The following is a 25,928-nucleotide window of genomic DNA, read 5'->3' on the forward strand; positions in this document are numbered from 1 at the left end:
TTTAGCATTATTGCCTATATTTTTAGCTTAGTTATTTAATAGTTGGTTCAAAACAAATTTGAAAACCGCAACGTTTACAGAAAAACGCAAATTTATCGTTAAATTGGGCAAAATGCTTCATAAGTACGGTACACCGGCATATCGCTTAGAAGCCCATTTAATGGAAGTGGCGACTTACCTTGGTCTTAAATCATCGTTTGTCATGTCGCCAACATCGGTTACCTTTGTTATTTGGACTGATGGTCATGAAGATGAATACACCCATGTAGCCCGTGTAGACCCTGGCGATCATGACTTAGGCTCACTTGCAGATACCGATGATCTCGTTAATAAAATGCTTAATGATGAATTAACGTTGCAAGAAGTTGATCAGCAACTTGATATCATTTTTGATGCCCCAAACCCTTACAATAGAGTGATTACAGGTATTGCCTTTGCTACCTCTGGCGGCGCATTTGCTATGTTAATGGGCACCAGTTGGAATGACGTGCTGTGGTCTGGTTTATTAACCTTTGTTGTTTATTTATTTGTGCTGTGGTCGGCACGTTCTAAGCGCGTTGCCCACATGTTAGAACCCTTAGTGGCCATTGTTTCAGCGGTACTGGCGTGTGCCATTAGCGTTCATTTAGATGCACATATTAATATTCGTTTAATTGTTCTGTCGGCCATTATTGTGTTTATTCCAGGCCTAGCACTGGCACTTGGTTTAGCTGAACTCGCAGCGCGGCATTTAGTATCTGGCACAGCACGCGTTATGGACTCGTTTATGTTGCTGTTTAAACTTTATTTTGGTGCATTTATTGGTATTGCTATTGGCTTTGCTATTTTTGGCCAAGCTGATTTTGTACAGCCAGAGCCACTGCCTAAATGGACAGCGTGGTTGGCTATATTTTTACTATGTAGCAGCTTAATTGTGATATTTAGAACTAAGTTTAAACATGCTGCTTGGTCTATTGCCTCAGGATTTATAGCCTACGGCACCAGTATTGGCTCTGCCATGTATTTAGATTACACGCTGGGTACCTTTGTTGGCGCATTTTCAGTGGGCGTATTTAGTAACTTATTTAATCGAGTTGCTAATGCCCCTGCTTCCATTGTGGCTATGCAAGGCTTAATTGTGTTAGTGCCGGGGAGCAAAACGTACATAGGTTTAAACTCACTCATTGAAGGTCAAGACTTTGTTTATGCTGAACATATTGGGCAGCAAACGTTTTTAATATTTATGTCGCTCGTGGCAGGACTTATTTTTGCAAACGTGGCGCTTCCTCCTAAAAAGAGTCTATAAATGTATGCGCGGTATTGCACAAGAATCACTTCACTTAACGTCCTCTTTTGAGGATTAATCGCATTTTTTAGTATATTGGTTACACATTGTTATAATGAGGTAAATCTTATAAAGCAAAGGAAATAACAATGCTAAAAACTAGCTTAGCGCTGGCAATTGGGCTTTCAAGCTCAGTTGCATTTGCGCAATCGGCCATCACTGTTGAAGACATTCCAAAAATTAAATCTGTGATCCAAACCAGTGTTAGCCCAGATGGCGACAACGTTGCGTTTACACGATCGTTACCGCGTACATTATATGTTGATGAGAACGGCAGTAATTACAGTGAACTTTATGTTGTGGATGATAAAGGCGTTGAACGTCCTTTTATTACCGGCTCGGTTAACATTAAAAGCATAGAATGGTCAAACGACAGTAAAACAATTTACTTTTTAGCGAAATTAAAAGACGATAAATTTACCTCGCTTTACCAAATACCTGTTGATGGCGGCCAAGCACAACCTGTTCTTGCTTTAAAAGACACATCAATTTCAAGCTACAAATTAAGCCCAGACAACAAACAGGTGGCTATTTTAGCGATGCCTGCAGCAGACAAGTCAGAAAAAGAACTTAAAAAACTTGGCTTTAAAGCTGAAGTATATGAAATGGGCTTAAAGAACAAGCAGCTTTTTATTGTTGACTTAGCTAAAGCGGATAAGCCACTTACCCCCACCGCACTCAACGTTGATAATTACGTGAGTGATGTTAACTGGGCAGCTAATGGCGAAAAACTACTGGTTAAAACCCAACCTACCGCACTGATTGATGATAAATACACAAAATCTATGTGGCATTTGTTTGATATTGCTAGCAATAAAGTAACCTTATCGTTTAAAACTGAAGGCAAGCTAGGTGATGCAGAGCTGTCGCATGATGGTAAATACATTGCTATTTTAGGTGCAGAAGATAAGCACGATCCTGCAACGGGCCGCTTATTTATTGCTGACACTAAAACCGCTGAAATCACTGAGTGGTTACCTGACTTTATGGGCCACGTTGTTGATTTTGAATGGTCGCATAAGCGTAATACACTTAACTTTATTGCCAATGTAGGCACGCAAAGTTTTGTAGCGAGCATTAAAACGGGCTCTAATAAATACAAAAAATTAGTCAAAGAAGGTGAATTTATTGCCTCACAATTGAGTGTTTCAGATTCAGATAAAACACTCGCACTTCGTGGTAATACCGCAAAACACCCTAACGAAGTGTTTATTGTGCGCAGCAATAAAGCAACACGTTTAACCGATTCAAATAGCTGGTTAAATGATAAACGCTTTGCCAAGCAAGAAACCATTACCCTTAAAGCACGCGACGGCGTTGAGCTTGATGGCGTGCTCGTTTACCCATTAGATTATGAAAAAGGCACACGCTACCCACTGATTATGTCGGTACACGGTGGCCCTGAAAGCCATGATAAAGACGGCTGGGTCACTAACTACTCACGCCCAGGTCAAATGGGTGCAGCACGTGGCTATGCGGTGTTTTATCCTAACTACCGAGGCTCTACAGGTAAAGGCGTAGATTACTCAAAATTAGGCCAAAACGATTACGCAGGTAAAGAGTTTGACGATTTAGTTGACTTTAAAAATCACCTTGTTGATATGGGTTTAGTAGACGCTAAACGTGTTGGTATTACAGGGGGGTCGTACGGTGGTTATGCATCGGCGTGGGGCGCAACAAAACTAACCAAACACTTTGCTGCAAGCGTTATGTTTGTGGGTGTCACTAACCAACTGTCTAAATTTGGTACTACTGATATTTCTAACGAAATGAACCTAGTTCATGCGCGTTCATACCCATGGGATAAATGGCAGTGGTACTTAGAACGCAGCCCTATTTACTGGGCAGGCCAATCTGAAACACCTCTGCTTATTATGCATGGTAAAGACGACCCTCGCGTTCACCCTGCACAATCTATGGAGCTTTACCGCTACATGAAAGTGCAAGGTAAGGATGTACGTCTTGTTTATTACCCAGGTGAAGGTCATGGTAACCGTAAAGTGGCAGCGCAATACGACTACAGCTTGCGTTTAATGCGCTGGATGGACAACTATTTAATGGAAGGCAAAAAAGAGATGCCAGCGTTTGAAATTGACCATGCTGCTAAGTTAAAAGAAGTCAAAGACGCAAATAAATAAGCACTTATAAACGCGTTTAATTTTAAAAGGCCAACATAAAAATGTTGGCCTTTTTTATAGGTCTAAATTGGCGAGCACGCATCCTTAGTGACATAGCACAGCTTATGTTAAACTCTCGGCAATTATTTTGTTAACTGCTAATTTTACTGCCATGTCAAACCCTGCTAGCTGCTTTACCGTTTTTGATGAAAACGTCGATTCCCTTGCTCTGCCTGAGCAGTTTACATTTCCATTTTATTATAAACCGCACCCTTTGGCCGTTGCCGCTGCACAGCAATTACAACAGCAATTAAAAAAGCTCGATAAGGCTATTTTAGATACGGATGATATTGATGCGGGTAAAATGTTTGGTGTGCTAGTCGTTCAGAATCAGGCGCAACAACTGGGGTTTATTAGCGCCTATTCGGGACAAATAGCGGGCATAGATGAGCAACTGAATTTTGCACCTAATGTTGCACTTAAACACATAGACGATGCTGTATTTAGTCAGCAAAGCCAAATCATTAACGCCATTAATGCGCAAATTACGGCATTAGAAAACAGTGAAAATTATCAAGCCCTTGAGCAGCAATTAGCTACAGCACGTAAAAATTATGAACAGCAACTTGTAGCCAAACAACAAGCCATGCAAGTGACCCGCAAACAGCGAAAAGAGCAACGCCAAACTGGCCAAGAGCAACTCAATGCCGATGACTTTGAACAACTTAAAACAACCTTAGCTGGGCAAAGTATTGTTGAGAAAAAACAACTGCAGGCATTAAAGCAAGACTGGCAAACGCAAATTACAGCGCTTGAGCAAACCCAAGCAGCTATGCTGGGTGAAATTAACGGATTAAAAAAGCGCCGCAAAACACTCTCAAAAAACCTACAAAAGAAATTATTTGCTCAATACCAATTTTTAAATGCACACGGTGAAGTGACCGATCTGAATGCTATTTTTGCCAAACTTCCTGAGCACACGCCGCCTTCGGGAGCGGGGGATTGCGCCGCCCCTAAATTATTACAATATGCATACAAGCACCATTTAAAACCAGTGGCTATGGCCGAATTTTGGTGGGGTGCACCGCCTAAATCAGCAATTAGGCATCACTTACATTATTACCCATCGTGTTATAGCAAATGCCAACCCATTTTAGGTCATATGCTAAAAGGCTTAAATGTTGAAGAAAATCCATTACTAACAAACCCTGCAAAAGGAAAAGACTTAACTATTGTTTATCAAGACGATGATTTACTGGTAATAAACAAACCCGCTGAATTTTTATCGGTGCCAGGAATTAATATTGATGACTCAGTGTACATGCGTATTAAAACTCAGTTCCCCGCGGCTTCTGGCCCACTTATTGTGCATCGATTAGATATGTCGACCTCAGGGCTGTTAATTATTGCGCTTAATAAGCGCGCGCACAAAGCGCTGCAAAAACAGTTTATTGAACGCACAATTGAAAAGCGTTACGTTGCTTTAGTGGCGGGCAATATTACTGAGAATAGCGGAGTGATTGATTTACCCCTTGTGCTCGACTTTGATGATAAACCACGCCAAATGGTGTGTTATAAAACCGGTAAACCGTCGTTAACAACATGGCATGTACTGGAGCGCAAAAACAACACCACCCGACTGCAGTTATACCCTAAAACAGGGCGCACACATCAGTTACGGGTGCATTGCGCTCATCAATTAGGTTTAAATACCCCGATAGTTGGCGATACTCATTATGGTGAAGAGGCAGAGCGCTTACATTTACATGCCGAGTATTTAGCCTTCACCCACCCTATTTCTCATCAACGTTTAGAATTTGAAGTAGCCGCTGATTTTTAAATCAGCGATACTAAAACTCCTCTCAGTTTTAAAAAGCCTTGCCATTTTTTTATATTGCAAAGTCGGTAACCTTTACCGTTGCAATATAGAAAAATTTACCTGCATTATGCAAAGCCTCTACTTATAAATAATAAATAGCCATATATTTCAATGCATTAAAAGTTGGCATTAGCTTTGCTTTTATAAAAATAAGTATTTATTACAGTCCACTTTATTTGATTAAAAGCGCCAATAAGCGCTTTTAATGACACACAGTATATGGGTAACTAACCGTTTACTGTGTACAACAGAACTTCCTACACTCCCTGTGTACTTTATTGGTTATAGGCTAACGCTTATAACCATTTTTTTTGCCTTTATTATTTAATCGTAAATTTTACGTCTTGATCGCGTAATAAATAAAGCGCAAAACACGCAGCCCACATCGGCCACGCCGCAAAAAACAGTAAATTATTAAAGCCATCAATGTATTGATTATATGAAGAAAGCGTAGATAAACCATGCATTATAAAAATAGCACCGTAAGTAATACGTTTTTTAATACCGACCAAAAATGCTATTACTAGCAATAATTGCAGTGCACCTAAAATATAAGCAATAGTATCGGTAGAGCCACTGATCCCATAAAAGTGTTCAAAAATTCGGGCGCTATGCCCCGGATTTACAAATTTATCTAGCGTCCACATTACCATCATTATAAACACCCCACACCGAAGCGATAATAAAGACCACTGCAAACGATTTTGTACATCAGTATTCATTGAACCTGTCATAAAATTTCCTTAAAAAAGATATAAATAAACTAATAAGCAATAAAGACCGTACAAACTCCCTTTTATTTCATAATAATTGTAAATAGCTGTTAAGCTTGTTTAATAAATCGATTAACAAAGCAGCTATTTTTAATATTTTAATAAATAACAATATTGTTAAATTGCTGAAAGTTATTTTTAAGCCTTTCGGTCTTTTATAACCATCAACATACAATTACAGAGAGAAAACGTTTGAAATATTCATACTTGGCCGTATCTATAGCCGCTTTATTAAATACACCCGCTATTGCTTTTGCTACAACAAAGCCTGTAACAGAAAATGCTATAGAGCGTATTGAAGTAGCGGGCCAAAGTTTAAATTCTCAAGGACTTTCTGTTAAAGATGCGACCATAAATGGTCCCTTTGGCGATAATTTAGCACTGCAAGATATAGCACGTTCAGTCACGCCTATTTCAAAAGAGCTAATAGAACAACTTAACATTACCACCTTGCAAGATGTACTTGCTGTGAGCCCTAATACGTATGCCGCCAGTGGCTTTGGTGCACCAAGCTTACCCACTATTCGTGGCCAATTAGGTGAGCTTTTTCAAGATGGAACTCGTCGCCAAGCAGGTAATAACGGCTTTGGTGTGCCGTTATCATTTAACGCGGTAGAACAAATAGATGTAGTTAAAGGCGCTCCTCCAGTATTGTTTGGTTCAAGCCAGCGCAATGGTGGTTTTGTAAATTTACACTCTAAGCAAGCCTCCACTGAAGAACACAAAGGTAAAGCGAAGCTCTCTGCGGGTCGTTGGGATCAATACACCGCTCAGCTTGATTACACCGCACCGATTGTAAAAGACAAAATTGGTTTTCGTGTGAGTTATGAACACCTTGATCATGGAAGCTACTACGATTACTCAGGGACTAAAAGTGACAGTCTTTTTGCAGCACTGCGAGTATTGCCTGATGATAAAAGCAGCTGGGATATTAACTTTGAGCTATATCAGGTTGAGTTTACCGACAACGCAGGTATTAACCGCCCTACTCAAGCACTCATCGACCATGGCCTTTACATTACCGGCCAAGGCGTTCAAGCAAACGGCAGCACAGTACCCGCAGCGGGTTCAATTGTATCTCCTACAGGGTTAGTTAACATTGATCGCAGCACGGTACTTACCGACCCTGATAACCAAAACGAAGCCACTACTTACCTATTACACAGTATTTATAAGCGCGAGCTTTCAGATAAAGCGTCGCTTAAAAATATTAGTTATTTTCAGCACTTAAAACGTGATGAAGTGGCTCAAAACAGTTTTGTTGAAATTATAGATGGTGCCGATACCGCACAAAACCGCACTGAACTAACGTATCAATGGAATAATGAACAGCAAACTATCTTAGCCTTTGATGTACGCTACAACAAAGTACTTGGCTACAGCCAATTTACCACCGAGGCCGACACGCCAATTGATTTAACGGGTCCACTTTCAAACCGTCGTATTCAATTAACCGATGCGCAAAAAGCACGCTTAGTTGAGCTGCGCCCCGGTGTATTTGTATCCCCAGGTGGTCAATACGATATAAACGGTGATGGCAGTGGTGATTTTAACTTATCAGACACCACCGACTCGCGTTCTTGGCAAACTGGCTTTGCTATACAACAAGACTCACAGTGGACAAATAAATTACGCACCAGTGTGGGTTACCGCGTTGATTATTATGACGTAGAAGCACACGACCCGATTGCGCCACAAGGACAAACAGCAGCCAGTGATAGCATTAACGACACGCTGCAATCTGGCCAAATCAGTTTTAATTACAAGCTCAATACTGATTTTACAAGTTACGGCGCAGCAAGTTACAACGAAGCGACTTCAAATAGTATGGCCGGTGGTAACACCTTAGGTGGTGACAACACGATTAGTGCGCAAAACTTTGCAACCGAAAACACGCTGGTAGAATTTGGCTTAAAATACGCGCCTACCAACAGCGATTGGTATGCTGATGGCGCCCTATTTAGCCAGCGCCGTAGTTTACGCAACCGCGATGGCAGCAATACCGGTATTCGTACCTCAGGTTTTGAAGGCCAAGTATTTTACGACGCCTACCCATATTGGTTAAGTGCAGGTTATAGCTATATTGACGCACGCTACGATAACTCTGCAACTGGCCAAGACTCTGCGCAAATTGCTGATGCGTTTGATAACTCACGCCCAGATATTATTGCCGGTAATGGTATAGGCGCGCCAAGTTATACAGCGTTTGCCCCTTCAAATAGCCAAGTACAAGGTATTCCTGAGCAATCGTTAAGCGTTAACGGTAGTTATTCTATTAATGAGAAATGGCAGGCAGGTTTTTCAGCATTATATACAAAGAGTTACCCGCTGGACTTTTTACAAACAGTAAAAATTCGTGACCAATACACTTTAAACGTCAATACCAGCTACGCGTTTACGCCTAGCACTAAGTTGCGATTAGATGTGAACAACGTCACAAATCAAGATAACTGGCGTCCAGTGTTTGAAGGCGGCTATTTTGGCGCAACATTGGCATTTCCTGAATTACCAATAAACGCCAAGCTTACCCTAACGCATAACTTTTAAGCCCAAGAGATAATATGATTAAAAAACTATTGTTAGTATTGATTGCAGCAGCCGGTATTGGCATGTTCTTTCATTTTAATTTGCACCAGTTGCTTACACTCGATGGCTTAAAAGGGTCGATGGATCAGTTTAACCAATACAAAGCGCAATCGCCGTTGTTAGTTATTGGCGGGTTCTTTTTACTCTATGTGGTAGTAACGGCTCTCTCTTTACCTGGCGCAGCTATTTTAACATTGGCCGCAGGCGCATTATTTGGCTTAATAGAAGGCTTACTGGTGGCGTCGTTTGCCTCAACGATTGGTGCTACCCTTGCCTTTTTAGTGTCACGCTATTTATTACGCGACACCATTAAAAAACGGTTTCCTGAGCGTTTAGCTGCTATCGATAAAGGCGTAGATAAAGAAGGCGCTTTTTACCTTTTTACTTTGCGTTTAGTACCGGTATTTCCGTTCTTTTTAATTAACCTATTAATGGGCTTAACCGCTATTAAGTCGTGGACTTTTTATTGGGTGAGCCAAATTGGTATGTTGGCAGGCACCTTTGTATTTGTGAATGCCGGTACTCAGCTTGCACAAATTGAGCGTTTATCGGGCATTTTGTCACTAGATTTAATTCTGTCATTTGCTCTATTAGGAGTATTCCCACTGATTGCGAAAGCGATTTTAAATGTATTTAAAAAACGACGGGTTTATAAAAACTACACTAAGCCCAAAAAATTCGACCGTAATATGATTGTTATTGGCGCGGGTGCAGGCGGCTTAGTTACCAGCTATATTGCCGCCGCAGTAAAAGCCAAAGTCACTTTAATTGAAGCAGGCGAAATGGGTGGTGACTGCTTAAACACTGGCTGTGTGCCTAGTAAAGCGATTATTAAAAGTGCAAAAATAGCACAGCAAATGCGCCATGGTGAAAACTATGGCCTTGAAAACACTACACCGCAGTTTTCCTTTAAAAAAGTAATGGCACGTGTACATCAAGTCATTGCTGATATAGCCCCGCACGACAGCATAGAGCGCTACACAAATTTAGGTGTGGAGGTTTTAAAAGGCTATGGAAAATTGATTGACCCGTGGACAGTAGAAATTAAACTTAACGATGGCAGCACGCAAACTCTTACCGCTCGCACACTTGTTATTGCCACCGGTGCTCGCCCGTTTGTACCGCCACTGCCAGGTATTGAAGAAACCGGTTACGTTACCAGCGATACTTTATGGAGCAAATTTGCCGAGCTCGACGAAGCGCCCAAAAAACTGGTTGTTTTAGGTGGGGGCCCGATTGGTTGTGAGCTTGCACAAAGCTTTGCTCGTTTAGGCTCAAGTGTGACGCAAGTTGAAATGACTCAGCGCGTTATGATCAAAGAAGATGTTGAAGTGTCAGCTTTTGCACACCAATCACTGACCGATAGTGGCGTTAATATTTTAACCTCACACCAAGCGCTGCGCTGTGAAGCACGCGAGGGTAAAAAGTACCTCGTGGTGAAACACAACGACACCGAAATTGATATTGAATATGATGAGCTACTGTGTGCCGTTGGCCGAAGCGCACGCCTCAAAGGCTATGGCCTTGAAGAGCTTGGTATAGAAACTAATCGAACCATAGTAACTAACGACTACTTAGAAACACTCTACCCTAATATTTTTGCCGCAGGCGATATTGTAGGCCCGTACCAGTTTACTCACGTTGCGGCTCATCAGGGGTGGTACGCGGCGGTTAATGGCTTATTTGGCCACTTTAAAAAGTTTAAAGTAGATTACCGTGTTATTCCATGGACCACCTTCATTGATCCAGAAGTCGCGCGCGTAGGCCTAAACGAGCAAGAAGCGATTGATAAAGGCATAGACTATGAAATCACCCGCTTTGAGTTTGAAGAGTTAGACCGCGCCATTACTGAGAGCGCCAATAATGGCTTTATTAAGGTGATCACTCCTAAAGGAAAAGACAAAATACTCGGAGTTACTGTGGTTTCTGAGCATGCAGGCGATTTAATTGCTGAATTTGTTTTAGCCATGAAACACGGCCTTGGCCTTAATAAAATTCTAGGCACAATTCACAGCTACCCAACATGGGCAGAAGGCAACAAATATGCCGCTGGTGAATGGAAACGTAACCATTCTCCACAAACTGTTTTAAACATGCTTGAAAAATACCATGCATGGCGCCGAGGTTAAGCCTTTGTATACGTTATTGAAGTTTTTAGTTTTAAGTGCACTACTGGTCACGGCGTTTAAAAGTAGTGCACAAAACCTGCACGATAGTTGGAACACGCTATTAACTAAACATGTTGTCGCTATTAATCATGGGCACAGCACTGAGGTTGATTACGCTGCAATTAAACACGAGCATACCCAATTAAAAGCATATTTAAATACGTTAACAGCCATCACACCAGGTGAATTTAACACGTGGGACAAACACAAACAGTTGGCGTTTTTAATTAATGCCTATAATGCCTTTACCGTTGAACTAATATTAACGCAGTACCCTAATATTGAATCAATCAAAGAGTTAGGTAGCTTTTTTAGTTCACCGTGGAGTAAAGAGTTTATTTCGCTGCTAGGTAAAACACGCAGTCTTGATGATATAGAGCATGAGTTAATTCGTAGTAGTGGTAAATACAACGACCCGCGTATTCACTTTGCAGTAAACTGCGCCAGTATTGGTTGCCCTGCACTTCGTGAAGAAGCCTACTCGGCAGATAAACTAGAAGAGCAATTACACCAGCAAACTGTTCGTTTTTTGTCAGACAACACCCGCAACATGGCAACAGGCAATACTTTAAATGTATCGTCTATTTTTAAATGGTACGGCGGTGATTTTGAACAAGGCTTTAAAGGAGCAAACACATTACACCCGTTTTTAGCACAATACGCTGATGCATTAAAACTGCTACCCGCTCAACAAGAAGCGCTGCAAAATAATGACATGAAAATTAAATTTTTAGATTACAACTGGAATTTAAATGCACGTCGTTAAGCCAATACAAATACTCAGCCGATACTGTTTTTTGAGTATTGCTTTGTGCATTGTTTTAATTGTTAACTTTAAAGCCCTTGCAACCTCTTTTTCTGATACTCGCTGGCAAACTATCCAAAGCCAAGGTAAAAACCAGCGCGTTTATTTTTATGCATGGGGCGGCGATCCGCAAATAAATGCCTACATTCAATGGGTGGCTGAGCAGGTCAAAGCGCAATATGATATTGAATTAGTGCATGTAAAATTAAGCGATACCAGCGAAGCAGTAAGCCGAGTATTAGCAGAAAAATCAGCCAATAATCACGTTCAAGGCAGTGTCGATTTAATTTGGATCAATGGCGCTAACTTTGCCGCTATGAGTAAGCATGACTTGCTGCTTAAAGACTGGGCCCAGACGCTGCCAAATTTTGCATTAACCGATCCTAATAATAACCCCGCGGTAAACTTTGATTTTGGTTTGCCTACAAACGGGATGGAAGCGCCTTGGGGGCAAGCGTCGCTCACTTTTTATTACGACAGCCTAGCAATAGATGGCAGCACAACGAATCAATTACCCACCACCCTAAATCAGTTATTAACTTGGAGCGCGCAAAACCCTGGGCGTTTTAGTTATCCAAAGCCGCCTGATTTTTTAGGCATGAGCTTTTTAAAATACGCTTTAGTGGTACTACATAACAACAGCGATGATGAATTAAAAGCACAGCTAAACCAGCCAGCTACAGATAAAAACACCACTGAGGTGCTCAACCCTTTGTGGGTATTTTTAAATAAATTACACCCTACGCTTTGGCGCAGCGGCAAACATTTTATGCAAAGTGGCGCACAAATGCGCCGCTTAATTGACGATACTGAGCTTAGTATCGGGTTTACCTTTTCAGCGCCAGAAGTGCCCGCTGCAGTACAACGCTTTGATTTACCCACCAGCACCCGCAGTTATGCTATGCATGATGGCAGTTTAAATAACACCCATTTTGTAGCAATACCGTATAATGCAAGCCATGCACAAGGCGCACAGTTAGTCGCTAATTTTTTATTAAGCCCTCAAGCGCAAGCTCATAAACAAAAGCCCACTATTTGGGGCGATAAAACCGTGTTGATCCAATCAATGCTAAATACCCAGCAACAAGCCTTATTTAAAACCACACAACCGCACCCAAGTGCGCTGCCTTTTAATAGCATAAAACGCACACTCAGTGAGCCTCACCCAAGTTGGGTTAATGCCATAATGCAAGGTTGGCAAACGCGCTATGGGGTTAGCCAATGAATAAAGTACCCGCTTCAAATAGCCTATTTACCTTTTTGGTCAAACTAAGTCCTTACTGTTTGGTTGCATTGCTTACTTTACCCGTTTTAGGGGGGGTAATCGGCGTGCTTTTACCTGCCTTTGGTTGGGCGCCGGCACTCAATGAAACAAATATTGGCTTAGCAGGATTTAACGCATTATGGCAAACGCCTGGATTGACACACATGGTAGAGCTGAGCATACGAACAGGTCTTATTAGTACCTTAATCGCGTTTGTGCTGATGATCATTATGCTTGGCGCGTTTTTTAATAGTGCGTGGCTTAAACGCATTGAATATATTTTAAGTCCAATATTGGTTATTCCGCATGCCGCTGCCGCGATTGCGGTGAGTTTTTTAATTGCGCCATCGGGGTTATTTACTCGTTTATTTTCTCCATGGTTAACTGGCTGGCAATTAGCGCCAGAAGGCGCGTTACCTTACGACGCTTTTGGCTGGAGCATTATTATTGGGCTTGTGCTTAAAGAGTTACCTTTTTTACTACTGATTGCATTGGGTGTTTTGGCGCAACCCGAACTTGGCAAAAAGCTACGCAAACAGCATCAAATTGCGGTTAATTTAGGTTATTACCCTATGGTGGCGTTTTTTAAAGTGGTGCTACCCAGTTTATACCCACTGTTACGTTTACCTATTTTTGCAGTACTTGCTTATGCCAGCGCCAGCGTTGAAATGCCACTCATTCTTGGCCCAAATACCCCTCCCACTTTAGCCGTTGCTATAATGCACTGGTTTAACGATGTAGATTTAAACCTGCGAATAAAAGCCTCGGCGGGTGCCCTGTTACAATTAGCGGTCACTGTTGGACTACTCTTAACGTGGCTATTGCTTGAAAAAATCATTGCTCTAGTTTTTAAGCAATCACTTATTAATGGCCGCCGCCAGTATGCACATCAATTGATCTGCACATTTACTCATGTTTTCACGAGTCTAATTTTAATTTTTATTGTTGCTGCGCTAATTGGGTTAGTGATGTGGTCAATAGCGGGCTATTGGCGTTTTCCGGATACCGTGCCCTCAAGCGTGGTATTTCTGCATTTTCAACATGCATTTACACAAATACATACTCCCTTGTTTAATACCTTAATAATAGGGGTAATAAGTACGCTGTTTGCTATCACTATGGTATTGCTGTGCTTAGAAGCCGAGCAGTTAAACACGAAACCCATGTCGAAATGGACACAGTTAATTATTTATCTTCCTTTATTAGTGCCCAGTATTGCGTTTTTATTTGGTATTGTGTGGTTACAACAACTGCTCAATAGCCAGCATGCCTTTTTTAATGTGATATTTGTGCACGTTTTATTTGTTTTACCGTATGTTTTTTTATCTATTGCCGATAGTTACAGGCGTTTAGACCCTCGATTAGCGCGCGTTGCCGCAAGCTTGGGGGCAAGTCCCTGCAAGGTGTTTTTACAGGTTAAATTGCCACAACTATTCGCCCCTATTTTAATCGCGATAGCGCTTGGACTGGCGATTAGTTTTGGCCAATATTTATCTACACTTTTAGCCAGTGGCGGGCGTATAAGTACCATTACCACCGAAGCCGTAACCCTTGCTAATGGCGCAAGCAAACGCACCAGTGCAGTTTACGCCATTTTACAAATGGCATTACCGCTAATTGGTTTTGGTGTGGCATGGGTGTTACCTAAATACTTTTTTAAAGCGCGCGCTTAACTATAAAACCATTAAGGCTATTTAATGCAGTCATCATTACACATCAAAGATTGTCAGCTTTACCGTCAAGGCGAGCTGTTACTAAGCTTAAACGAGCAAGTAAATGGCGGCGAAATACTCACCATTATGGGGCCATCGGGCAGTGGCAAGTCAAGCTTATTAAATTGGCTTACAGGCTGTTTGCCCAAAGACTTTAGGGCACAAGGCGAAGTATGGCTAAATGATCAAAATATAGATAACACACCCCCGCATTTACGCCATATTGGGGTGCTCTACCAAGACGCTTTATTGTTTTCGCATTTAACAGTGGCAGGAAATATTGCCTTTGCTATGCCCAAAGGCAATAAAAAGCAGCGTCTTGAAAAAATAGACCACGCCCTAGAACAAGTTGGCTTAACAGGATTGGCAGCCCGCCATCCCGACAGCCTATCTGGTGGGCAGCAAGCGCGTGTTGCACTGCTACGCATGTTGCTCAGCGAACCTAAAGCTATTTTACTCGACGAGCCTTTTAGTAAACTCGACACCCAATTGCGTGTTGATACCCGCGCACTGGTGTTTAGTCAAATACGCGAGCATAAATTGCCTGCCATTATGGTTACACACGACCACAGTGACGCGGAGGCAACAGCTGGCAAAGTGATTACTTTAGGCACTGATGCTTAAAACCTGACTCATATTCAAGGCAATACGTATGTTAGATAAATTTGTTACCCCCATTATAAAACCACTACTAACACCGGTTGTTATGCTCATTAATAAAAGCGGCATTACAGCTAATCAACTCACTGTTTTTGGTTTTTTAGTGGGTATGTTTGCCGTGCCTTTACTTGCCTTTGAAATGTGGTATGGCGCATTAATCGCCATTGCGTTGAATAGAATTTTAGATGGACTGGATGGCGCATTAGCCCGCTATGCTAATCAAAGTTCTAGCGCGGGTGGGTTTTTAGATATTACTCTCGACTTTTTATTTTACGCAGCGATTCCACTGGGCTTTATTTTGGCTAATCCAGCACAAAATGCCATTGCAGGTGCTATTTTACTGTCTACTTTTATAGGTACCGGTTCCAGCTTTTTGGCCTTTGCGATTGCCGCTGAAAAATTTAAACTCGACAAACCACAATTTAAATATAAAAGTTTTTACTACTTAAATGGCTTAACCGAAGGCACAGAAACCATTGCCTTATTTGTTGCCTTTTGTATTTGGCCGCAGCACTTTGCCATAATGGCCAGCTTATTTGCTGCAGCTTGCGCCATAACGATTTTCACCCGTATTTATGGCGGTTATCACACATTAAAACAACAAGAAGCTAATATCAGTAAAACGGAGGCTATCAATGGATAACGAATTATGGTGGCGGCTTGGATGTTTTGTAAGTATTTTAGTCATAATGATGCTGCTTGAGTGGCAAGCCCCTGCACGGCAATCGCCCATAAAAGCCACTAAACGTTGGGTTGCGAATTTTGGTCTTGTATTTACCTCTTCAGTGATTGCTCGGTTAGCGGTTCCTTTAGGGTTAACCGCCGCCGCGCTTTATAACCAAGAACATAGTATCGGTGTGTTTAATCAACTAACTATGCCTCTTTCAGTAGCAATTATACTTAGTCTGCTGTTGCTAGATATACTGATTTATTGGCAACACAGGTTATTTCATAAAATTCCAGTTTTATGGCGTTTACACCGTGTTCACCATGCTGATGCGCACGTAGATACAAGCACTGGGCTGCGCTTTCACCCTATTGAAATAGGTCTTAGCATATTGATAAAGCTTGCCGCCATAACTGCTCTTGGCGTGCCCGCCATTGCAGTACTTATATTTGAAATAACACTCAATGGGTTAGCACTGTTTAACCACGCAAATATTCGCTTGCCAAACGCAATAGAAAAACCACTGCGCCTCATCCTTATTACCCAAGCGCTGCACCGCATACATCACAGCCAAAACCCCGAAGAAACAAACAGTAACTTTGGGTTTAGTGTAACTTGGTGGGATAGACTTTTTGGCAGCTATAAATCACAGGCAAACCAGCCTGATAAACGTATTGCACTTGGTTTGAGCCAATACCCAAACCCCGAACAAAATTCATCCTTGTGGCAATTGTTAATAATGCCATTTAAAAAATAGCAATACGGCTAATGAAAACGCCCATGTACACCTTTTAAACCTTTATTTATAACATTACTTGGGCGTTTAACCGTTCCTGTTAACAAAAACACCCTGTTAAAAGTAAATCAATTGTAAATTATTTAAACAAATTCTTGACCCAGTTAAAAATCCCCCATATTATTTGTAAGCGCTTACATTTATCACACATAAAAATGTAAGCGCTTACAAAAATGAAAAAATCAACAAATACACTATATTCTGACAATAATCAGTTGAACGGGGTTCAGTTATGAACATTGAAACAACACGCATTACTCGCCTTTTGGCTGCTATTTCATTAGCATCTCTGGCGGGTTGTGGTGGTGACGCAGCAACCACTACTACAGATATTGAAAAAGTAAACCCTACTGAACCAGTCTCTGACTGGCGTATGGTATGGAACGATGAGTTTGACAGCACTAGTATTGATACTAACAAGTGGAACTTTGAATTAAACTGCGCTGGCGGTGGTAACAACGAGAAACAATGTTACACCGACAGTGAAGAAAACGCCTTTATTAAAGACGGTGTGCTAAACATAGTCGCCTTACCTGCAGAAGAAGGCGCAGAAAAACCATACACATCAGCCCGTTTAAACACCCGTTACAACGCAGACTTTACTTATGGCCGCTTTGAAATGCGTGCAAAGTTGCCTTCGGGTCAAGGTAGCTGGCCAGCTTTTTGGATGATGCCAACCGATGAAGAATATGGTACTTGGCCGCGCTCTGGCGAAATTGATATTTTAGAAGCGGTAAATTTAAAAACAGTTGCTGAAGATGGCACCGTTGAAGCTAATATTCATGGCACACTTCACTATGGTCGCGAATGGCCAAATAACTCAAGTTCTGGTAAAGCGTATACATTCCCTGAAGGGATGAATCCTGCAGACGATTTTCATACTTACGCAATTGAATGGCAAGAAGGCGAAATTCGCTGGTACGTAGATGGCTATTTATACGCCACTCAACGTCGCTCTGAAGTTCGTTACAATTCAAAAGATGAACCCGTTGGCTTAAAGCATAAAGGTTGGTTTGCTGAATACTTTGAACAAGGTAGCGGCGAGCTAACAACGCATTGGGATAATGCCCCATTTGATAAAGACTTTTATCTTATATTAAACAATGCTGTTGGTGGTGATTGGCCTGAAAACGTAAATAACTTAGGCGTTGACGCTGCAGCATTTGCAGAAGGTCAAAGTTTTGAAATTGATTACGTGCGTGTTTACGAATGTGCCTCTAACCCAACCACAGGTAAAGGCTGTGAAACAGTACGCCCAGGTTACGATAGCCTAGAAGATGCACTCGTTGAAGGTAAAGCCCCTGTACCTACTCCACCAAGTGATGGTGTTGCAAGAAACCTTGATATATTTAATGGCACATTAAACGCAAACTGGATCGCTTGGGATTGTTGTGGCGGAACCACACCAGAAACCATTACCGATGCTGACAAAGGCGACGTAATTAAGTTTAACATTAACGATAATAACGGGACTGTGCTTGGTTTTTCTACCCGTGGCGGTCATTTCCCTGATGGCTTTGCAGGGTCATCGTCGCCATTTGACGCTTCTTTATTGCTTGATTTAAATGGCCGTGTATCATTTGATATGAAAGTAGTAACACCTCCAACATCTTCAACTACTTGGTTATTAAAAGCCGAAGCGGGTGATGGTGGTCCTAATACAGGCGATGTAGCCCTTAGCGATAGTACTGAAGGTGTTACTCCTGTTACTGGCCAATGGCAAACCTATACATTCCCACTTTCTTTACTACAAGAAAGAGGCTTAGATTTAAGTGCCATTGATGTATTAATGGTATTCCCAGCATGGCAAACAGGTGCAGGCGCTGAATATTTAATTACCAATGTTGCGATTGAAGGCGACTTACCAAAAGTCGACCTTTTCAGTGATGAACAAAACCTAAATTGGCCAATGTGGGATTGCTGCGGTGGCTCAACGCCAGTTGAGGTATTAGATGATGAAGAGCACGGTTTAACTGCTGAGTTTACTATTGGCGCAACAGCAACAGTAATGGGCTTTAATAGCCGCACAGCTGCAGGCGGAAGCGGTGAAGCATTCGATGCTACTTCAATATTAGAAAACGGTGTAATAGCGTTTGAGTTAAAGGTGATTTCAAAACCAAATAATCTTGATTCAGTTTGGACTTTCAAAGTTGAGTCTGATAACGGTAGCTCAGCTGTCGAAATTCCACTAACTGACAGCATTGAAGGTATAGAACCTACTGTTGGTGAATGGCAAACATATACCTTTACCCTTGCTGATTTAGCGGGTGCAGGTTTAGATGTTAGTGCGTTAGATGTAGTGATGATTTTCCCAGCTTGGGACACAGGTGAAGGCGCCGTTTATCGTGTAGATAACGCTTTCATTGGCGTTCCATAATTAAAAGTCACTTAATGGTAGGTGCATATATGCACCTACTTATCGTAAAATTTAGTTAAAAGCAGAGCAATTATGAACACATTTAATTTTAAAAAAAGCCAATTAGCGGCTTCTGTGTCACTTATCATCACTGCAAGCACGCTTAATATCGCTCATGCAGCAGAACAAAATACTGCCGAACCTGAACTAGAAGTTATTGAAGTAAAAGGTATTCGTGGCTCTCTCATTCGTTCAATGGACGTAAAACGCGATGCATCAGGCGTGGTAGATGCCATTTCTGCTGAAGAAATGGGTAAATTTCCAGATACTAACTTAGCTGAATCGCTACAACGTATTACGGGTGTATCGGTAAGTCGCTCAAACGGTGAAGGTAGCCAAATTACCGTACGTGGTTTTGGCCCATCATTTAACCTTGTAACACTTAACGGCCGTCAAATGGCAGGCACCGGTTTTACGCGTTCATTTAACTTTGAGAACTTATCATCTGAAGGTGTTAGTTCACTTGAAGTTATGAAAACAGCGCGTGCGGATACACCAACAGGTGGCCTTGGTGCAACTGTAAATATTGTTACCGCTAAACCTCTACAAAAGCCGGGTCAGCGCTTTTCATTGATGGCTAAAGGCATTCACGATACATCGGTAGAAGAAGGTGATGAAGTAACACCTGAAATTGCAGGTATTTACAGCAATACTTTTGCTGACGAAATGTTTGGTTTTTCAGCTAACTTTTCATACCACCGTCGTGATTTTCAGCGCCAAGCAGCCAATGTACGCTCTTGGTTAGTCAACCCTAACCTATCGGTTGATGCTGAAAACATAATTGATAACCGTCCAATGGATGCAGATGGTAATCCAGCTAAGCAGTTTTTCGATCCAAATGCTGGGGATAATGGTGAATTTGTATCTGCCGCTTTCTTCCCACAAGAAGTGAGCTTTTCAAAAGATGATATTCAGCGTGAACGTTTAAATGCGCAAGCCACATTTCAGTTTGCACCAACAGATAACTTAACGTTTACACTAGATCACACAATTTCAAATGCAACAACGGGTAATAATTCGTTATCGTGGGGTATTTGGAACGGCTCGTTTGGTGGTAATGGTAATGCCTATGAGCTAGATGAAAATGGCACCGCTATTTACTATAACTCAGCTGGTGATGATGCCTCATTCACGGCATTTCGTGAAACTGCCGAGGTAGACTCAAAAGCAACCGGTATTAATGTTGAATGGTTAGCAACAGAAAACCTTAGTTTTAACTTTGATGCCCATACCTCAAAAACCACAACAGATAATGGCAAAGATCCTGGCTTAAACTCTAATGCCCGTATTATTTTGGGCTCAGCAGAGTTATCTACTAAAGAATACTTTTTCCGCGAAGGCGATGTACCGGGTTTTAATATTAATTGGAACAATGGCACACAAGAAGTAAGTCCAAATCAAATTGGTTCTAACTTCAGTATTTTTACCAGAACACCAGGTGAGTCAGAAGTTTCTCAAGTACAATTAGACGGTAAATTATTTACTTATACAGATATTGGTCTTGAAACCGTTAAATTTGGTGCGGCTTACACTAAGCAAACACTCAGTGGTTGGGGCGGCTCTAATAACGCCAATGCACCTGGCTTTAACAACGGTACATTCGCTGAAATTTTCCCAGATGCGATGTTCGAAAGGGTTGATTTAAGCGGATTCCTTGATGAATTTTCATTTGGTCCTAACGGCGTAGCGCCAGGTTATGCTTACACTTATGACCTTGATGAAGCATTTGCTCGTCAAAGTGCTTATTTGACCGAAGACGTAATTGGTAGTGATTATTACCGAATTGGTAGCTTTGATAACTTCCCAACTAACGAAGTAGAAGAAGAAACCATTAGTGTTTACCTTTCTAGCAACTGGGTATTTAACGTTAGCGACTACGACGTATTTGTAAACTTAGGTCTTCGTTATGAAGAAACTGATATTGTCAGCCCAGCAAAAAGTCGTGTAGCGGAACAAGTTTACTGGGCAGGCGGTTCAGAGTGGTTAACTCAATTTGCCGCTGGTGGCGAATTAGTTGAAGTAGACTATGAAGGACAATACGACTTACTACTTCCTATGATTGATATTAAAGTCGATCTTACGGATGACTTAGTAACCCGCGCATCATGGGGACAAACAATCACCAGACCAACTCTTGGCGATATGTTAGGTAACTTGGCTTTAACACCATCACCTAAATTAAATTCAAGAAGTGGTAGCCGTGGTAATCCAAACTTAGAGCCATTTAAATCAACTAATCTAGATTTAAGCCTTGAGTATTATTACAGCGAAGGCAGTTACGCTGCTGTCGGTCTATTCTGGAAAGACGTAGATAATTGGATTGATAACACCCAGGTAAAAACTACCTTTGAAGGTTTACATGATGTGTATTTAGGTGAGCGTTGGAACAATGCAGTAGCCGCCATTGAAGGTCGTGGAGATCAAGCAACTGACACTGCAATTTACAATGAAATTGTAGCTAATGGCGTAGGCATTGGTGAAAACAACCGTATATTACCAGATCCAGCGTCTGATCCGCTGATTGAATGGACCATCAATTCACCTGAAAACGTTGGTTCACGTAAAGTAAACGGTTTTGAATTTGCTGTTCAGCACTTGTTTGGCGACTCAGGCTTTGGTGCAGGTTTTAATGCCACCGTTGTTGATGGTGATGTAGAGTACGATAACTACTACCTTGCCTCTCAAGCAGTATTAGCTGGTTTAAGTGATTCTGCAAACATACAAGGCTTTTACGAAAAAGATGGCTTATCGGTGAAAATTACCGGTGCATGGCGTGATGAGTACTTAATTGCGCAAGGTTTACCTGACTCAGGTGCTACGGCTCCTCCACAATACGCAGAAGAGTACTTACAGTGGGATATTAGTGTGAACTACGAAGTTAACGAAAGCACAACGGTATTCTTTGAAGGTGTGAACTTAACCAACGAAACCGAGCGTTCATTCAGTCGCTTCGAAAGTCAGTTCTTAAGCGCGGCTCAATACGGCCCTCGTTATGCCTTTGGCGTTAGATACTCTATGGGCAATTAATTCATTGCCCAAATACAGTTTTGATTACCCCTTATAGTTGAAAAGTCAAAGCCGCTCACTGAGCGGCTTTTTTTATAACTGTTTAATTTTTTCTAATAGCTTATCGGTTGTCCAATCAATATCGTTATAGGCAATATCGGGTTTATAATAATCGCCCTTTCCTCTTGCTCTATTCACATACACTTTATTAGGCACTATCACTTTACCTAAACCTGAGGGTAACTCAGCTAATCGAACATCCATATACAGTGAGTCAGCACTGCTTGGCGCGCCAAATAACTGAGTGTTTGAAAACTGCTTAAATACATCAATGGCATCAAGACACGCACTTGCACACTGTGGCGGTACAATAACAAGAACCGGTGTTTCGAAGTCACTTACTGGCACTGTAATTTCGCTTAGGTTTGATTTATTTTGCAGCTCTTCGATGTAAAATGGCTTATTATTTTCAAGTGACTGCGCCATACCTGCAGCTATTTCTTTAATCAGTTCATGGACCTCAGGTTGATCTTTTACCACGTCAATTAACGATTTTACATAGTTGGTATTGTCTTTTGACGCTCTCCACCAAACCCGGCTATTTTTTGAGTAGTTATCCATTTTTTGTTCAACAACTTGCTCACCCCACAACGCTTTTGCAAGCTTTAAGCTCCAATACGACGAGCCACCTTGGTTGTGGCGAAGATCTAAAACCACCGTTTTTGCACTGAGTAACTTAGTACGTTGACTCGCCACTTTTTTATACAGGTTGTTGTAATCATGAGTTTGCTTATCGTTATTTGCAAAACTGGGCATAGCAATCCACGCTATGTTTTGCGCAGGCCAAGTTAAATCGGTTGTAAGCTCATCCCCATTATAAGCATGTGTTAAATGCTTACTTACACTCTTTGGCCGAACAGACCAATCAAGGGTTTTACTGTAAGCTTGCCCATTAGCTTTAATAAATTGACATTCTTTTAGAGGTGTTAAAAATGGGTTGCCCTCATCAATTAGTAACCGCCAACCTTGCTGCCACCAATGCCCAGGTTGTGTAACCTGTCCATGAAATTTAAACACTCTTTGTCGCATTAACGTCTCGGTACTTTGCCCATCGCAACCACTTATCACATCACCTTTATTTATATTATCTGTTTCACTGTAATACACTTTTAATGCATCACCCCGCCAAACGGCACTAAAACCAGGCCAACGACGAGCAGGTCGTTCAACGCTTGAAAACACACCTGCATGACCATCTTGTAGCACAGTACTAAAACGCGCAATTGCTGCAACATGAACCTGCGGCCCGCTCGCTTTGGCAGACAGTGCAAGTGCTTCTGCTTTTGCTTGCTTTAATAGCTCAGGAAAGACTGGGTTGTTAACATCAAACATACCGGGGTGGTTTTTTGCCGAAATACTGTAAGCAGCTTCAATATCACGATCAGTAACACTGCGCCATTGCGCTGAGGTTTGAGGAGTAACTGCTAATTCTGCCATGCTCAAGGTAGGCGTAATTAATAAAGCACTCAATAAAGTACGGCTAACTATTTTTGTTTTTATGTTCATGAAAATCCATTTTAAATTAGGTTATATAATTACTGTAAACTCATTTGGTGGAACTAAAAATACCTTAAATCAAATAAGTATCAGCAAATTATTTTTATAGCAGTAACTTAACAACATTAAAAGCAGCTAACAACGAGTAAGATTTAAAATGAACTGGCTTTAAATTTAGAGCAACACCTTACTTAGACGTTTGTTCAATTTTGGTTTGCAGTAGTGTTATGCGGGCGTTGAGTTTTCTAAAGCTATACTGTGAATAGAAAAAGTTTAAAAAGAAAGCAGCAAAACCTGAACAAGCAAGCCCTATCAATGGGTTAAAATAAAACATTAACAACAAAACAATAACAACCATCGCTATCGTAAGCCCCAAATAATGAGATGCACTAAATAGCTTTCGGTTGTTTTTTTCAAGTTGAACTATATGAGAATCTATATCCATTAAAAATTTCCTTTTTAAAAACTGATATTTAACAAATCAACACTAACTATTCTTTCAGCTTACTACCTACATAGTATTATTTAAACAAGTGAGTTACTCCACTGCGCCTTAGTTAATCGATATAACTGTACGGTACGACCATGAAATTCATGAGTACTGTAGTCTGTAAAGCCAATTTTCTTTGCTACTTTTAATGACGCAATATGCTCAGGTTCAATAATAACAACGACTGATTGATGAGTAGTTTGAGTAAACACATACTTTAAAACACCTTTAGCCGCTTCGCAGGCTAATCCTTTATTCCAAAAATCGCCCGCTAATCGATACCCTAAATTAGGCTCTTCGTTACCCGCGACACTTTGTGGAGAAACACCACAAAACCCTATAAGTAGGTTACTGTTTTTATCTATTAGTGCCCATGGGCCCAAACCGTATGATCCGTAGCATTGTAAACACCACTTTATAAATTCACGAGTTGCAGCTTCATCGCACACACCACGAATTGAGTATTTCATCACTTCATCGTCATTAAGAATTTCACTTAATGCCGGCACATCATCAATTGAAAATGGCCGAATAACCAACCTTTGGGTTTCACAAATTTTCACTCAAACCTTCTTGTTATCAAAGCTAAAAAATTTCAACAAACCAAGTGATTAAGGTTGTTATCTCAGTTATTTCGCTCTTTTTTATATTTCGAATGCCATAAAAAGTATCCAAATAATATGCCTACTAAAGGAAATATTATTAAAGATGAAATGATTCCATCAAAAAAATCTTGCTCACCTGTAAAGTACATAATTAATTGAAATAAAATAGCTGTAGGAATTCCCCAGCCTAGAACACCTTTTAGTAAAATAAAACGGAATTTAGCGTGGTTTATATTCATGAGCCTTCCTTGAGTTGTGGCGCCAAATAATAAGCTGAAATAAATCATAGTCGTTAGTGAGTTAAGTCTCTAAATTATTGAAGGCGATTTAAATTAGTTTAAAATTACATTAACACTATTGAAAAAACACTTAACCAACTTAATTGGATACCATAAGAGATACGTTGATAGCTACCAGGGTTACTTTGTAGTTTTATTGCTTTAGCCATAGCAAACAGATAATAAACTGTGGCGATAACAGAAACAATTGAAAAAACACGAAAGTATAAAGGAGTAATTTCTGTGGTCGGACTAATAGCTATTAATATTGGTGCTACAACCAGCGAAAGTAACATAATAAAACCAGCCCAAGAGTGAACCTTGCAGCTAAAAGTTGGATGTTTAGTAAATGGGTCAGCATCCATAGGAAAATAACCCGCAACCCAGGTACCAATACCATGCACTATAACTAACCAACCAACAATATTAACCAATATAGAAACATTAGCCAATTGCGCCAAATACCAGCCAAAAAAGCAAAATAGAAAACCTAAAGGATAATTATTAATTAGCGGTGACAGTTTTTCAGTTGGGCTTCCCGTTGCACCTAATTCACTACAAAATTGTTTAGAATGACTGTAACCTTCATAAAACCGACTTGCTACATAAACACCAATGAATATCCATAATGTGGCTATTAACCCTGAATAAATCGCAATCGTTTCAAACATCACCATAATCCTTTTTGTGATTAATTCATTAAAGCCTTTTTGAACACAGAGGAGAAAATGAGCCGGCTTCGAGTGACGAGCTGTGAGCTTGTACAAACAGCCTGAAACCTAGTCATAACAGCCCTGAGCTAGAACCTTTAATCTACTTTTTCAA

19 protein-coding genes are annotated in these 25,928 nt (G+C 41.0%); 13 read left to right on the top strand and 6 right to left on the bottom strand.

Features of this window, described 5'->3' with window-relative positions; genetic code table 11:
• Positions 1–58 precede the first annotated feature (58 nt).
• The 3 genes from N523_RS0102565 (at position 59) to N523_RS0102575 (ending at position 5,281) form a co-directional block, all read left to right on the top strand.
• Positions 59–1,285 (top strand): threonine/serine ThrE exporter family protein, encoded by a 1,227-nt coding sequence (locus N523_RS0102565; RefSeq protein ID WP_028834183.1) that lies wholly within the window; start codon positions 59–61, stop codon positions 1,283–1,285.
• Positions 1,286–1,413: 128 nt separating this feature from the next.
• On the top strand, positions 1,414–3,462 hold the full coding sequence (locus tag N523_RS0102570) for a S9 family peptidase (protein ID WP_028834184.1): 2,049 nt from the start codon (positions 1,414–1,416) through the stop codon (positions 3,460–3,462).
• Between the two features lie 151 nt (positions 3,463–3,613).
• Positions 3,614–5,281, top strand: a complete 1,668-nt coding sequence (locus N523_RS0102575) for an RluA family pseudouridine synthase (protein ID WP_028834185.1) — start codon at positions 3,614–3,616, stop codon at positions 5,279–5,281.
• Between the two features lie 359 nt (positions 5,282–5,640).
• Here N523_RS0102575 and N523_RS0102580 read toward each other — a convergent pair whose 3' ends face one another.
• Entirely contained in the window at positions 5,641–6,054 is a 414-nt protein-coding gene (locus N523_RS0102580) for a hypothetical protein (protein WP_028834186.1), read from the bottom strand.
• Between the two features lie 231 nt (positions 6,055–6,285).
• Here N523_RS0102580 and N523_RS0102585 point away from each other — a divergent pair, with 231 nt between their 5' ends.
• The 10 genes from N523_RS0102585 (at position 6,286) to N523_RS0102630 (ending at position 22,194) form a co-directional block, all read left to right on the top strand.
• Positions 6,286–8,640, top strand: a complete 2,355-nt coding sequence (locus tag N523_RS0102585; protein ID WP_028834187.1) for a TonB-dependent receptor — start codon at positions 6,286–6,288, stop codon at positions 8,638–8,640.
• A 14-nt stretch (positions 8,641–8,654) separates the two neighbouring features.
• Complete coding sequence (locus N523_RS0102590) at positions 8,655–10,808, top strand: FAD-dependent oxidoreductase (protein ID WP_028834188.1); 2,154 nt, start codon at positions 8,655–8,657, stop codon at positions 10,806–10,808.
• Positions 10,789–11,613, top strand: coding sequence for a DUF547 domain-containing protein (locus N523_RS0102595; RefSeq protein ID WP_028834189.1), 825 nt, complete (start codon positions 10,789–10,791; stop codon positions 11,611–11,613). The genes N523_RS0102590 and N523_RS0102595 overlap by 20 nt, the downstream gene beginning before the upstream one ends.
• Positions 11,600–12,877 (top strand): ABC transporter substrate-binding protein, encoded by a 1,278-nt coding sequence (locus N523_RS0102600; protein ID WP_028834190.1) that lies wholly within the window; start codon positions 11,600–11,602, stop codon positions 12,875–12,877. Before N523_RS0102595 ends, N523_RS0102600 begins: the two co-directional genes overlap by 14 nt.
• Positions 12,874–14,589 carry an ABC transporter permease gene (locus tag N523_RS0102605; protein ID WP_028834191.1) on the top strand — a complete coding sequence of 572 codons (1,716 nt, stop codon included), beginning with the start codon at positions 12,874–12,876 and terminating at the stop codon, positions 14,587–14,589. The genes N523_RS0102600 and N523_RS0102605 overlap by 4 nt, the downstream gene beginning before the upstream one ends.
• 24 nt (positions 14,590–14,613) lie before the next feature.
• Positions 14,614–15,252 carry an ATP-binding cassette domain-containing protein gene (locus tag N523_RS0102610; protein WP_028834192.1) on the top strand — a complete coding sequence of 213 codons (639 nt, stop codon included), beginning with the start codon at positions 14,614–14,616 and terminating at the stop codon, positions 15,250–15,252.
• Between the two features lie 28 nt (positions 15,253–15,280).
• The gene (locus tag N523_RS0102615; RefSeq protein WP_028834193.1) at positions 15,281–15,931 is read left to right on the top strand and encodes a CDP-alcohol phosphatidyltransferase family protein; all 651 of its coding nucleotides are present in this window, start codon (positions 15,281–15,283) and stop codon (positions 15,929–15,931) included.
• A complete protein-coding gene (locus N523_RS0102620; RefSeq protein WP_028834194.1) occupies positions 15,924–16,712 on the top strand; it encodes a sterol desaturase family protein in 789 nt (262 codons plus the stop codon). The genes N523_RS0102615 and N523_RS0102620 overlap by 8 nt, the downstream gene beginning before the upstream one ends.
• Before the next feature lie 271 nt (positions 16,713–16,983).
• Positions 16,984–19,128, top strand: a complete 2,145-nt coding sequence (locus N523_RS0102625) for a glycoside hydrolase family 16 protein (protein ID WP_028834195.1) — start codon at positions 16,984–16,986, stop codon at positions 19,126–19,128.
• Positions 19,129–19,200: 72 nt separating this feature from the next.
• Positions 19,201–22,194: a TonB-dependent receptor gene (locus N523_RS0102630; RefSeq protein WP_028834196.1), complete on the top strand. Its 2,994-nt coding sequence runs from the start codon at positions 19,201–19,203 to the stop codon at positions 22,192–22,194.
• A 72-nt stretch (positions 22,195–22,266) separates the two neighbouring features.
• Here N523_RS0102630 and N523_RS0102635 read toward each other — a convergent pair whose 3' ends face one another.
• The 5 genes from N523_RS0102635 to N523_RS0102655 form a co-directional block, all read right to left on the bottom strand.
• Positions 22,267–23,739, bottom strand: a complete 1,473-nt coding sequence (locus N523_RS0102635) for a S41 family peptidase (RefSeq protein ID WP_028834197.1) — start codon at positions 23,737–23,739, stop codon at positions 22,267–22,269.
• 178 nt (positions 23,740–23,917) lie between these two features.
• Positions 23,918–24,175, bottom strand: coding sequence for a hypothetical protein (locus N523_RS18855; RefSeq protein WP_036949696.1), 258 nt, complete (start codon positions 24,173–24,175; stop codon positions 23,918–23,920).
• Positions 24,176–24,255: 80 nt separating this feature from the next.
• The gene (locus N523_RS0102645) at positions 24,256–24,783 is read right to left on the bottom strand and encodes a GNAT family N-acetyltransferase (protein WP_028834198.1); all 528 of its coding nucleotides are present in this window, start codon (positions 24,781–24,783) and stop codon (positions 24,256–24,258) included.
• A 62-nt stretch (positions 24,784–24,845) separates the two neighbouring features.
• Complete coding sequence (locus N523_RS0102650; protein WP_024602708.1) at positions 24,846–25,064, bottom strand: hypothetical protein; 219 nt, start codon at positions 25,062–25,064, stop codon at positions 24,846–24,848.
• A 104-nt stretch (positions 25,065–25,168) separates the two neighbouring features.
• A complete protein-coding gene (locus N523_RS0102655; RefSeq protein WP_028834199.1) occupies positions 25,169–25,774 on the bottom strand; it encodes a DUF998 domain-containing protein in 606 nt (201 codons plus the stop codon).
• Between the last annotated feature and the right edge of the window lie 154 nt (positions 25,775–25,928).

The organism is Pseudoalteromonas sp. 23_GOM-1509m (genome assembly GCF_000518425.1).
Lineage (GTDB): Bacteria > Pseudomonadota > Gammaproteobacteria > Enterobacterales > Alteromonadaceae > Pseudoalteromonas > Pseudoalteromonas tetraodonis.

Bases quoted from the DNA above. Each gene is read 5' to 3' on its own strand.
- N523_RS0102625 (WP_028834195.1), top strand. From the start codon at position 16,984: ATGAACATTGAAACAACACGCATTACTCGCCTTTTGGCTGCTATTTCA.
- N523_RS0102605 (WP_028834191.1), top strand. From the start codon at position 12,874: ATGAATAAAGTACCCGCTTCAAATAGCCTATTTACCTTTTTGGTCAAA.
- N523_RS0102575 (WP_028834185.1), top strand. From the start codon at position 3,614: ATGTCAAACCCTGCTAGCTGCTTTACCGTTTTTGATGAAAACGTCGAT.
- N523_RS0102580 (WP_028834186.1), bottom strand. From the start codon at position 6,054: ATGACAGGTTCAATGAATACTGATGTACAAAATCGTTTGCAGTGGTCT.
- N523_RS0102615 (WP_028834193.1), top strand. From the start codon at position 15,281: ATGTTAGATAAATTTGTTACCCCCATTATAAAACCACTACTAACACCG.
- N523_RS0102570 (WP_028834184.1), top strand. From the start codon at position 1,414: ATGCTAAAAACTAGCTTAGCGCTGGCAATTGGGCTTTCAAGCTCAGTT.
- N523_RS0102590 (WP_028834188.1), top strand. From the start codon at position 8,655: ATGATTAAAAAACTATTGTTAGTATTGATTGCAGCAGCCGGTATTGGC.
- N523_RS0102600 (WP_028834190.1), top strand. From the start codon at position 11,600: ATGCACGTCGTTAAGCCAATACAAATACTCAGCCGATACTGTTTTTTG.
- N523_RS0102635 (WP_028834197.1), bottom strand. From the start codon at position 23,739: ATGAACATAAAAACAAAAATAGTTAGCCGTACTTTATTGAGTGCTTTA.
- N523_RS0102650 (WP_024602708.1), bottom strand. From the start codon at position 25,064: ATGAATATAAACCACGCTAAATTCCGTTTTATTTTACTAAAAGGTGTT.
- N523_RS18855 (WP_036949696.1), bottom strand. From the start codon at position 24,175: ATGGATATAGATTCTCATATAGTTCAACTTGAAAAAAACAACCGAAAG.
- N523_RS0102655 (WP_028834199.1), bottom strand. From the start codon at position 25,774: ATGTTTGAAACGATTGCGATTTATTCAGGGTTAATAGCCACATTATGG.
- N523_RS0102620 (WP_028834194.1), top strand. From the start codon at position 15,924: ATGGATAACGAATTATGGTGGCGGCTTGGATGTTTTGTAAGTATTTTA.
- N523_RS0102610 (WP_028834192.1), top strand. From the start codon at position 14,614: ATGCAGTCATCATTACACATCAAAGATTGTCAGCTTTACCGTCAAGGC.
- N523_RS0102630 (WP_028834196.1), top strand. From the start codon at position 19,201: ATGAACACATTTAATTTTAAAAAAAGCCAATTAGCGGCTTCTGTGTCA.
- N523_RS0102595 (WP_028834189.1), top strand. From the start codon at position 10,789: ATGCATGGCGCCGAGGTTAAGCCTTTGTATACGTTATTGAAGTTTTTA.